Below are 11187 nucleotides of genomic sequence, written 5' to 3'. Positions count from 1 at the left end.
TGAATCGCCCCGGCTTTCCTAGACACTCTCCAAGCTCTGGAAATAGCGCTTTTCAAACTCCACTGGCGATAGCTGCATAGCGCTGCTGTGCCGGCGTTTGGGGTTATAAAACATCTCGATGTAATCGAACACATCACTCCGAGCTTCTTCGCGGGTGCCGTAGGTCTTCCGTCGGATGCGTTCCCGTTTCAGCAACTGAAAAAAGCTTTCCGCTACCGCGTTGTCGTGGCAGTTGCCGCGTCGGCTCATGCTGCTGATCAGGTTGTTGGCCTTGAGGAAACTCTGCCAATCCGAGCTGCTGAACTGGCTGCCCTGGTCGGAGTGGATCATCACTTCCTGCTTGGGCTTGCGCCGCCAGACCGCCATCAACAGGGCATCGATGGCCAGGTCGCTGCACATCCGTGGCTTCATCGACCAGCCGATCACCTGGCGTGAAAACAGATCCAGCACCACCGCCAAATACAACCAACCCTCATAGGTGCGGATGTAGGTGATGTCGGTGACCCAGACCTTGTTCGGTTCACTGACGTTGAACTGCCGCTCCAGGCGATTGGGCGAAGCTACCGTTGGCCGGCCGCCGTAATAGCCGGGGCGCCGACGATAGCCGGTCTGCGAGCGCAGCCCTTCTCCCCGCATCAGGCGAGCCACGCGGTGCCGGCCACAGGACTCTCCCAGCTCACGCAGGTCGTCGTGAATCTTGCGATAGCCGTAGACCCCACCGCTTTCCAGCCAGGCATGTTTGATCAACCCGAGCAGGCGCTGATCTTCCTTGGCGCGTACGGATTTCGGCTCGGCCAGCCAGGCGTAGTAACCGCTGGGATGCACTTTCAGGGTCTGGCAGAGACGCCGTACCGGGTACTCCACCGACAGCTTGCTGATGAAGGCGTACTTCAGCCGGACTCCTTGGCAAAGTACGCGGCGGCCTTTTTTAGGATGTCTCGCTCTTCGGTCACTCGCTTGAGTTCGGCGCGTAGACGACGCAGTTCGGCCTGCTGATCATCTTCTTGCTGCCGCTGCGCCTGGGGCTTGCCGTAGCGCTTGATCCAGGCATACAGGCTGTGCACCGACATGCCTAACCGCGCTGCCACCTCGGCTACGGGGAGGCCGCGCTCGGTCACTTGCTTGACCGCTTCGATTTTGAATTCTTCGGGGTAACGCTGGTTGCTCATGGCACCTCCTAACGGGCCTCATTATGAGGCTTGGAGGTGTCTACGAAACTAGGGGCGATTCATCGTGCCACTAGAAAAATATATAAAGAATCAGAGGCCGAAGGCTGCCCCACCAACCTTCGCAACCCAGGCTTCTAGGCCGTTTGCGCTACTCGATTGCCGCGCTATCGCGTCAATTCGGAGTCTGCTCGCTGCCGTCTCATCGCCTATTGGTACGTGAATATTTACAGTGGTGTATGAAAAATCACTTGTGCTAACAAGCCATGCGACCTTCGAAGCACTGACTATGTAGCCATCGCATGCCCCGCCTCGCGCATACTTTTCTAAGGTTGAAGAATGGCGCTCTATAAATTCAGATGTATATCCTTGCAGCATTGCTCGTAGAAAGTCTTGATCACTGGCATACATCATCCTGCGGGCAGGGATTAGCAACTCGTCAATGTTCAGCGCCACAAGTCCCTGCATCTGCGCGCCGCTGATCTGCTCCACGCCCTTTGCGACACATTTCTCGACACTATTTTCGGAATAAATCTTCTTACAGGCTATTCCATAGTCGCCGTAGCCAAAAGCTATAACGATATCAGGCTCAGCTAAGCGCGCCTCAATTCCGCCAATTTTAAAGCTAGAAAGGCAACTGAGCTCCCATGCAGCATCCTTTCCCTGTGAGGGCTTCTCGGAAGTGGTGTCCATCTCACTTTTCGCCATACGTTCCAAAAGAACTTTGATGCCGTCCTCATCAGCTAAGCCGATGATCAAACCAGTAAGAGCGATCACATATTGTAGATCCATGGCTCGACGGGGATTACCGCTACGCTTCCTAATCTCTCGTTCTGACTGAGAGAGCAATTGATCCAGTGAGCTTCCGTTCCTGAGCTTGACACTGTGACGTTCGAGAACCTCTCTAGCATCAGAAATTGATCGCAGGATATTTTCCGGCGTACGGACAATACTTGGTGGAACGTAGTCGTACCTGTCAAATTTTTTCAAAAAGGCAGCGGGAAGCCGCATCCTTTCACCTGCTTTTAACTTGAATGCCACACGCTCCCCCAGTAACGAAAAAATCGGAGTCGACTACGCCGACTACTTAGAGGTGTCATTTTGCCATGATCGGGTTTGCAATGAGAGATGGTTTTATTTATTTGCCGTGTTCAACCCCAACTGACAGGGGCTAGACCGTTGGCGAGCGGCTGCTTAGAGTCGATCTCTGTCGGTCACACCTGGCAGAAGCCGGCCAGGGGCTGCCCGTGGCGTATCGCTCCATTCAACCCAGAGCAGCTGAATTCATAGCCTGAGCTGCTAAATGACCATCTTGCTGCTTTCGGCAGCAATCAGGGCCAATGAACCAAGTTCAGCTCCCTGATCCGAATAGCCATTGCGCTATCGGACACGCCAAACAGGCTGGCCAGCGAGTGCATGTGCTTTCCGTTGTAGTACGTGCAGCGGGCTGCTGTTTAACCTCTTCATCGACGTCGAACCAAATACCGAGTTCACCCTGACCCTGGACTGACCCAGCAGCGCGTCCGTTGGGGGAGGGGAAGTAAACGCGAGGCGAACTCCAGGGCATGGTCGGCCAGAAAGTGGGGCGGTGCATCCGCCGCCTTCAGCAGCCTAACTAAAGCGAAGCAGACCCACAGCAGCATTGAGGGCCGGTACGAGGAGCTGCCGGCGAACCTTGCGCGACGCAAGAAGACCATTGCAAAAACATAGTTCGTTGGATCCTATGTTCACCACTTCGAAGAATACGGCACCCTGTAAAGCCTCCCGAGGATTCCACTCGACCTTACTCTCGGATGCCGTGGTGTTTAGTGCTTCGGTAATCGTGGACAATATTGCTTCCGTACTAATATTCAGGATTTTAAGTACATTTTCTGCTTTTTGCCTTGGAATTGTGGCAGCCATTCAATGTCTCTTTTCCCTATCTTGTGCCTATATTCGGTTCCAGAGATAATTATTTGAATTCCTTTTGCTCTGGCAAAGACTTGTAGTACATCGATAAAGCGCCCTAAGTCTACTCCGTGCATTTCGTGCTGTTTTGGTGTGTCAAAGATAATAAATGAAACTAGATTTCTATTAAATTCGCAGAAGGATTCTAGTAGGGCGGCGTGATATGCAAGAATAACCCGGATCCTTGTGCTGCCGCCGAGTTGGCTCAGATTTTCATTGCCAAGGGTAGGTATGAAATCATCCTGAAAGCGGATATCGGCTGATATATTATTTGTATCCAAAATATCCAGCCAGCGAAGCATGCTTATTTTTAGGTCTGCCCGGAATTTAATTATGGTAGGATTAGTTTGTCCGGATTTCGTAAGTTCTTCTTTTCTAGTTAATGCGTTTTCGCGCGCAACCAGCGCAGCTGTATATCGACTGCCTAGGTTGTTAAATATATCGATTTGCTTTTTATCTTGTTCAAGTTCAAATATTCTGGAAGATGTTAGCGTAATAGCCTCGACTAGCGAGCCAATCTCGCTTGAGTCAACCAGAGCATTGCGACGTTCGATTAGGGAATGAGTCTGAGAAATAAGCTCTTCTCGTTGTTTTGATAGCTCTGCATAGCGTATACGCCCAATGTCGACATTTCGTTCTAAATCCTTTAGTTGATCTTTGAGGTAAAGTAGGTTCTTTCCGTAGGATTCAGAACTGAACGAAAATAGCTTGCATCCTTCTGCATTGCAGATTTCATCGAATGAAGTAAATACGCGTTTTGCTTGCTCATTTAAGTTAAGGGTGTCAATCTCAACTTTGATCTCTGCAAGAATTTTTTGGAAGCTGCGCTGGCGTTTATTAATATCTAGTTTGTCCTGTTCTATCGCGCGAATCTTTCCTCGGTTAATTACTATAATGTCGTCTATAGCATCTGTGGACGACGATTTGTTAGCAGTGTTGCTTTTGAGTTGTTCTAAGCTGTTGTACAGTGACTCTAGCTCTTCATCAATGACTTGCTGGTTGATCTTTCCAACGATGCCTTGTAAAGCCTCGTATTCTTTTTTGAGTGTATAGACGCTTTTGTCCCAGGCTTCTAGTTCGCGCTTTGCTTCTAGCAGATCTTTCTTGGCATTGAACGAGTTCTTCGGTGGAATACCTAAAATTATTCTTAGGCACTCTGAAAGCTGGTCTTTAACGAAGCTCCCTGGAGGCGAGTAAAATTTTCTATATCCTTCATCTTGGTCAAGATAAAAAACTGGAAGGATAGACGAAAAATAAGCTTGGACAGCCTTCTTTTCATCGCTTGAAACTAATAGCGGCGCCTCGAAACCTATTTTTTCAAATAGGAATCTAGAATAATCCAGTTCGTTCCTGAAGTTGAAAGTATTTCCGTCTTTGTCAGTGACTGTGATATTGAGGATTGTTGCATGAAAGTCTCTACGAGCAATGTAGGTGTTTCCATTTACTTCAAATTCAAGCTCGGCGTACCGGCAGTTTAGGTAGATATCTTCTCTAAATTGGCTTGGGTAACCTAGGCAGTATATTGCGGCCTTTATCAGCGGGGATTTTCCAATGCCATTAGGGCCGAACAGTTGAGTAATTTCCTGCCCGAAAGAAAGCTCTTCTGAACGCCAGCCGTTGTCGCCTCTAGGTAGTATTTTTAGTTTTATAAGCCTCATATCAACTCCATGTCGAACTGTCGGTTGATGCAAATGTTTCTATATGAGCGCTGTATCAGGCTGAGTGCATAGGATAGATAATCGTCACCGCTTAGCGCTTTATTGACAACCTTGATACCTAATGGCGTAGCTGCTATCCGGTTGTCGTCAGATCTGATAATGACCAGTCCGGATCTTTCCAGGAAACTAATGGCTTTCACAGTTCTGATTCGAAGATTGGCCGACCATCCCAATAGCTGTGAAGATCCCTTAAACCCTGCCATGCAATCTTCTATGGACTCGCCGACAAGCTGCCCTAGTTCAGTGACGACAGGTTTTCGACGGTCTTTAGAAAGTAGTAATACAATTAGCGATATCAGGGGAAGTTGAAAAAGGGCTTCGTTGCTGAGTTGATAACTCTTGTGATGGCTTTTTTCTCCGACCTCAATTGAGATTTCATTGCTTTCTATGCTCTCAAAAAATTGGTCGTAGTTCATGACTTGTACCTGACTAGCGCTGAAAAAAAGCCTCCAAGAAGTAGACTCTCGGTGAGATCAAAAGATACATCCTTTAGCTTAAAGGCGGTCAGTAATGCGGAAATTTTCGGGCGCAGAATTGAGACTGAGAAGTTATTGGAGTTACTAATCATTTCGCGAAGCATGCTGTCAATACTGGATGTTATATCCATAATATCCAGCTCGGATATCTTGTTTCTATTTTCTCTCAGCCAAATGTCCCAAGAGGTTTTGCAGTTTGAGCAAAACTCAACTTGTTCAACGCTTGCTCCTGCCTTTTCCAATGTTCGTTGAATTACTGAGGCAGACTTAATTGCCTTGCTATCTCCGCCTTCAAGGAGCTTGAAATACGCCGTACGCGAAATGCTCAGAATATCCAGCAGTTCATTTATGGAGATGCTTGCCCGTAAGTTGATTTCAGATTCAGTGAAATCATCAATGATCCCTGATGACTTTTCCTCAATCGCATTCAATAAGCTAATAAGGATTTCTTGCGCTTCGTTGTAGCGCAGGTCGATTTCACTGTACTCAAATATTTTTGCGCGGGCTGTCGATTCGAAGTTATTGTTTTTTTCTTTTATGTGTTGTACGTCTGTTTCAAATATTAGCTTTGCAGCAAGCTCAAGAACTTGATCTTCTGTTAATTTAGGGAGGTCATCAGGAACAAAGCATTCGTTGAATTTATCCAGAATGGCTTTGAGGTGCTTGTTTGAGATGTCCTTTATAGATGCGCACTCTGCAAGAGTGCCCACGTTGTCATCAACATGAGTGTTGGTCATGAATACGACATTGCCACAGGTATTCGGGAAGTTCACAGTGTGTTGAAGTAGTTTTCCCGCAAAACTTTGTTTGATTTTTTTACTGTCTTGTTTTGATTGATTTTGTATTTTTGAGCTCAGGCCAAATATTTCGCCTAACGTCCAATTTTCGTTTGTCTTCCCTTTTGTCTTTACTTGATAGAAGTCGTATCTAATTACACCATCTTTCCTTCTTTTGACTACGAAGTCGTCATGGTAGTCACAAAAAACTCTCTCAACTTCCTGGCCGTCAAGGATTGAAAGACTTTCTAGCCCAGCAGCTCGCGCTTGTGCTTTATATCTGCTGAAAGTATCTCTTCCAGTCTGTTCTCTAGGTTTTACTTTATAGAACTCGTCGCTGTCCTTCATAGAGCGCTCGGAAGTTTGGCGTTATAGATTGTTGCTTTCTGTCCAGGGAGTCGCACATTGATTTGCGCATTCTTGCTATGGCCGTGAATGACGACTCTGCATTTAGTGCTGTAATTAGGATTAAAGGATTCTTATTATGGGCCGGTTCTATGTGAATATATAACGCCATGCTCGGGGCTGGGAGCAGGCAAACTCAGATGGGGGATTTTGTAAAAGGATTGTATCGATACCATGTCAAGTCCATTTGATCGTAGTGCTTTAGCCCTGCTGGATAATGAAGGGCGTGCGGTTTGGTTTTTGATGGCTGTAGGCTACCATGAACACGTTAACCAATTATGGTTCTGCTGTGCAAGTGTTTCAGAGCACGGGCAGGCTCAGGATTTTTGAAGAATCATAGATATTATATTTTCAAGCCGACGCAGTAGGTCGTCATAAGTCATGATGTCCATGATATTCCCGTATTTTCTCCTTATTATTTCGAAATCAAATTTTTGCTCATGTGTGAATTCGTTGTCCCTTCCTAGTATGATAATTCCCTTGGGATTGGTAATCCTGACCTCAAGGTCTTTGGGGAGTTCGGATTTTCTGCTCTTCGTTATCTCCAACTCTCCAGCGCGGCCCCACTTGTTTAAGTGGAATATGTACTTTTCCGTTTGCATGACCGAGCCTGACAACTCCGATTTTGGTGTGTAGTTATCGCGGTACTTTCGTGTTGATAAGAGGCAGTTGCTAAATGGTTTTTTGATTTCAATGATATCGATGTTTCCATTGCAATCAACTAGGGTGATGTCGATATAGCGATTTGTGGTTCTGTTTGGAGACGAGTAATAATCGGAGATTTTTAGGTTATTGAGAACTGATACGTATTTGGGGAATATTATAAGGAGGAACTCTACTATCGCATCTTGCCAGTTTCTTTCTGAATATGAATCTGGCTCGCTGAGCATGGATTTTAGTTCGTCACGGATGAATTCAAATTTTTTAAGCTCATATTCCCTTAACTGATTTGTCTTGGGTCTTGGTGTTATTTTCTTCTTGGATAAGTATGATTCAAGCTTTTTTTGGGCGTCAGAGATCGTTCCTAAATAATCCTTTAGGACTCTTTGGATTCGAGAGTTTGCATAGTGATTTAATTCGGTTGTGGTGGGGAAGGTCTTTATAAGCTGAAAGAAGTCAGCTGTTGGAATCGCGTTTTCGTTTTCATTGCCAATAATTATTTGATCCTTTGCTTGTTCGTCAATTTTTCTGAAAATTGATATGTCTCTGTTGGCAATGAAGAAGCCTTGATCTATAGGGAGGTTTGTATCTATTAGTAGGTCGTATTTTAGATCTAGTATTTCTTTTTTTATTTTGTAATAGCCTTTGTGCTTGGTGCCTAAAGTGAAGTCTCGGGTGTCGTCGTCCTCTGCTTCGAGCTCTATGTTTTGATCTGAGTTGATTGGTTGAGTATCAAGTGTGTCTTCTTTTCTAAATGTAAATGTTTTTCGAAGTGTGACACTGCCTTCGTTTTTTATTTTATTGTCAATCCAGTGTGCGTCGCCTGTAAAACGATTTGCTTTATAGCGAAGTATTAGTGCTCTATCGTTCTTGATGAACTCAATCATCTAAATTTACATTCCCTGGTTGGCTGGAGGTATATTTTGAGAGGGGTGTATAACCTTGAGCAAGATTGTTTAGAGCGGTTTCGGGCAGGTTCGTGGCTTGAGAGTCCCAGGCTCTGGGTAGACAGCACCTGATAGCTTTTTACCACCAGTTGGCTTCGGATGCCTCGCTTTATTGCGTTAGGCTTTGCTTTCCTCGTCCCGTTTCTTTTTCGTACCTAGCCACTTTAGCGCTTCACGGGTAGGACGCTTCGACAAACTGATCCTTTGTCGGGGCGCGCCGAAATTATCCGGGGGTTTGAGTGGCGAGCTATCGCCCTCCTGATGTTACGCGCCAGAACACAGAGGCATCTGGCTTAGCGGGATAGCTTCCAGTAGATCTCAGTAACTTCCATTGTTTTAGATCAACTTAGTTCCAAAGCATTTTGTACAAATCGACAATCTCTTCTACTGAGGCCTGCCGTGGGTTATTGCCCGGGGAACCTGAAGCCAGAGCCTGCTGAGCCATGATGGCGACGGACTGATCAAAGAGCTGTCGGTCGGCGCCAAATGCCTGCAATGTCGGTACTGCAAGAGCCGAGTTCATATCCTCCAAATAGGCTATCAACTTGAGGTTGGCTTGCGCATTGCTGTCTCTTGGCAATGCGGCCCCAATCGCGCGTGCACAGTCGGCATAGCGCCCGCGTGCTGCTGGCATCGACCATGCCGTAACGTCCGGCAGGAGCATCGCGTTGGATAGGCCGTGCGGCACGTGAAAGTAAGCACCAATCGGGCGACTCATTCCGTGTACCAGGGCGACCGAGGCATTGGAGAAGGCAATGCCCGCCAGGGTTGCCCCCATCATCATGGCTTCGCGCGCGCGTTCGTCTTGGCCATCATCGTAGACGCAGCGCAGGTTGGGCCCGATGAGTCGCATTGCGGCGAGTGCCTGGGAATCGCTGTACGGGTTTGCTTTCCTGCTGACGTAGGCCTCGATAGCATGCGTCAGCGCGTCAATTCCAGTATCGGCTGTTATGCGTGCCGGCAGGCTAAGCGTCAGCTTGAAGTCAATTACAGCGGCTATCGGCATAAAGGCTTCGCCAACGCAGAGCACTTTTTCGTTGCTCACTTCGTTGGTAATGATTGTGAACCGGGTAACCTCAGATCCTGTGCCGGCAGTAGTCGGGACGGCGATGATTGGAAGGCCTGCCTGAGTTACTTGGCGCGGGAATCGATAGTCATCAATTCTTCCCCCGTGCTTACCGAGGATGGAAATGGCCTTGGCACTATCGATGACACTGCCGCCGCCCAGTGCCACGATTGAATCGAAGCTTCCTTCCTGTACCCGTGCTACGCCCGCCTCAATAGAGCGGGATGTCGGCTCTGGTACCGTACCGTCGAACGTATCTGCTTCGAGACCATGGTCTTTCAGTGCATCGATGAGCCTGTCCACAAGCCCTAGATTGACCATAACCTTGTCGGTAACGATCAGAGGCTTATTTGATCCAAGGGAAAGCAAGATTTCTGGGACTTTAAGGCACGCATCAGGGCCGATTTCCATAATGCGTGGTAGTAGGACTCGAGCAGACATCAGGTCACCTCTAGATCTGTTTGGGATCTCGTTTATGGCGCTGGATTGCCCTTCGACGGCGGATAGATAACCGTCGCTGTAGCGACGGTTGCCAAGGGAATGTCCGCGTTAAACCTCTATCGCTGGAATTTTCGAGTTCGCGGCAGCGTCGCGGTATTCAGCAATCTGGTCGAAGGACAGGTAGCGGTAGATATCGGTCGCCATGCTGTCGATGTTCTTCGCGTACGCCATGTACTCCTCGACGGTCGGCAGCTTGCCCAGGATCGAGGAAACGGCCGCCAGTTCGGCGGAGGCCAGGTAGACGTTGGTGGCGTCGCCCAGGCGGTTCGGGAAGTTACGGGTGGAGGTGGAGACCACGGTGGCGCCGGTCTGTACGCGGGCCTGGTTGCCCATGCACAGGGAGCAGCCGGGCATTTCCAGGCGCGCGCCGGAGCGACCGAAGATGCCGTAATAACCCTCTTCGGTGAGCTGGTGGACGTCCATTTTGGTCGGCGGCGCCAGCCACAGCCGGGTCGGGATGCCGTCCTTGACCTTGTCCAGCAGCTTACCGGCAGCGCGGAAGTGACCGATGTTGGTCATGCAGGAACCAATGAACACTTCGTCGATCTTGTCGCCAGCCACGGTGGACAGCAGGCGGGCATCGTCCGGGTCGTTCGGGGCGCAGAGCACGGGCTCCTTGACGTCGGCCAGGTCGATCTCGATGACGGCGGCGTATTCGGCGTCCTTGTCGGCTTCCAGCAGTTGCGGCTTGGCCAGCCAGGCATCCATCGCCTGGGCGCGACGCTCCAGGGTACGGGCGTCGCCGTAGCCTTCACCGATCATCCAGCGCAGCAGGGTGATGTTGGACTTCAGGTATTCGGCAATGGCTTCTTCCGGCAGCTTGATGGTGCAACCGGCGGCGGAACGCTCGGCCGAGGCGTCGGACAGCTCGAAGGCTTGCTCGACGGTCAGGTCGTTCAGACCTTCGATCTCGAGGATGCGGCCTGAGAAGATGTTCTTCTTGCCCTTCTTCTCGACGGTCAGCAGGCCAGCCTGGATGGCGTAGTAGGGAATGGCATGCACCAGGTCACGCAGGGTGATACCGGGCTGCATCTTGCCCTTGAAGCGCACCAGAACGGATTCCGGCATATCCAGCGGCATGACGCCGGTGGCCGCAGCGAAGGCTACCAGGCCGGAACCGGCCGGGAAGGAGATGCCGATCGGGAAGCGGGTGTGGGAGTCGCCACCGGTGCCGACGGTGTCAGGCAGCAGCATGCGGTTCAGCCAGCTGTGGATGATGCCGTCGCCCGGACGCAGGGACACGCCGCCGCGGGTCTTGATGAAGTCCGGCAGGGTGTGGTGGGTGTTGACGTCGATGGGCTTCGGATAGGCAGCGGTGTGGCAGAAGGACTGCATTACCAGGTCGGCGGAGAAGCCGAGGCAGGCGAGGTCTTTCAGCTCATCGCGGGTCATCGGGCCAGTGGTGTCCTGGGAACCGACGGTGGTCATCTTCGGCTCGCAGTAGGTGCCCGGACGGACGCCTTGGCCTTCGGCCAGACCGCAGGCACGGCCAACCATCTTCTGGGCCAGGGTGAAGCCCTTGCCG

The 11187-nt window shown here is 49.8% G+C and carries 8 protein-coding genes; all 8 read right to left on the bottom strand.

The genetic code is table 11. The features are described 5' to 3' along the window. Positions 1-18: 18 nt before the first annotated feature. Positions 19-1169 (bottom strand): IS3 family transposase gene (locus E8F06_RS07345; RefSeq protein ID WP_280363247.1). Its coding sequence is split into 2 segments (ribosomal slippage): positions 19-926 and positions 926-1169, totalling 1152 coding nucleotides; the frame shifts between segments, so codons are not numbered across the junction. Positions 1170-1259: 90 nt separating this feature from the next. Further along, the gene (locus E8F06_RS07340; RefSeq protein ID WP_280365664.1) at positions 1260-2207 is read right to left on the bottom strand and encodes a hypothetical protein; all 948 of its coding nucleotides are present in this window, start codon (positions 2205-2207) and stop codon (positions 1260-1262) included. Between the two features lie 809 nt (positions 2208-3016). Further along, entirely contained in the window at positions 3017-4771 is a 1755-nt protein-coding gene (locus tag E8F06_RS07335) for an AAA family ATPase (RefSeq protein ID WP_280365661.1), read from the bottom strand. Beyond that, positions 4768-5247 (bottom strand): hypothetical protein, encoded by a 480-nt coding sequence (locus tag E8F06_RS07330; protein ID WP_280365659.1) that lies wholly within the window; start codon positions 5245-5247, stop codon positions 4768-4770. The genes E8F06_RS07335 and E8F06_RS07330 overlap by 4 nt, the downstream gene beginning before the upstream one ends. Beyond that, a complete protein-coding gene (locus E8F06_RS07325) occupies positions 5244-6431 on the bottom strand; it encodes a dsDNA nuclease domain-containing protein (RefSeq protein WP_280365656.1) in 1188 nt (395 codons plus the stop codon). The genes E8F06_RS07330 and E8F06_RS07325 overlap by 4 nt, the downstream gene beginning before the upstream one ends. A 374-nt stretch (positions 6432-6805) precedes the next feature. Further along, positions 6806-8035 (bottom strand): DUF4263 domain-containing protein, encoded by a 1230-nt coding sequence (locus tag E8F06_RS07320; protein ID WP_280365653.1) that lies wholly within the window; start codon positions 8033-8035, stop codon positions 6806-6808. 406 nt (positions 8036-8441) lie between these two features. After that, positions 8442-9602, bottom strand: a complete 1161-nt coding sequence (locus E8F06_RS07315; RefSeq protein WP_280365651.1) for an iron-containing alcohol dehydrogenase — start codon at positions 9600-9602, stop codon at positions 8442-8444. Positions 9603-9710: 108 nt separating this feature from the next. Continuing rightward, positions 9711-11187, bottom strand: a 1477-nt coding sequence (locus E8F06_RS07310; protein ID WP_280365649.1) for a bifunctional aconitate hydratase 2/2-methylisocitrate dehydratase, incomplete at its 5' end; no start/stop codon positions are given.

This window comes from Pseudomonas sp. BN411, assembly GCF_029871235.1.
Lineage (GTDB): Bacteria > Pseudomonadota > Gammaproteobacteria > Pseudomonadales > Pseudomonadaceae > Metapseudomonas.
Note: the sequence above shows the minus strand (reverse complement) of the source record. Positions and strands in the feature narration are given on the sequence as shown.

What these genes read in the sequence shown, in the direction of transcription:
- E8F06_RS07335 (WP_280365661.1), bottom strand. Translation starts at nt 4,771, where the DNA reads ATGAGGCTTATAAAACTAAAAATACTACCTAGAGGCGACAACGGCTGG.
- E8F06_RS07330 (WP_280365659.1), bottom strand. Translation starts at nt 5,247, where the DNA reads ATGAACTACGACCAATTTTTTGAGAGCATAGAAAGCAATGAAATCTCA.
- E8F06_RS07325 (WP_280365656.1), bottom strand. Translation starts at nt 6,431, where the DNA reads ATGAAGGACAGCGACGAGTTCTATAAAGTAAAACCTAGAGAACAGACT.
- E8F06_RS07320 (WP_280365653.1), bottom strand. Translation starts at nt 8,035, where the DNA reads ATGATTGAGTTCATCAAGAACGATAGAGCACTAATACTTCGCTATAAA.
- E8F06_RS07315 (WP_280365651.1), bottom strand. Translation starts at nt 9,602, where the DNA reads ATGTCTGCTCGAGTCCTACTACCACGCATTATGGAAATCGGCCCTGAT.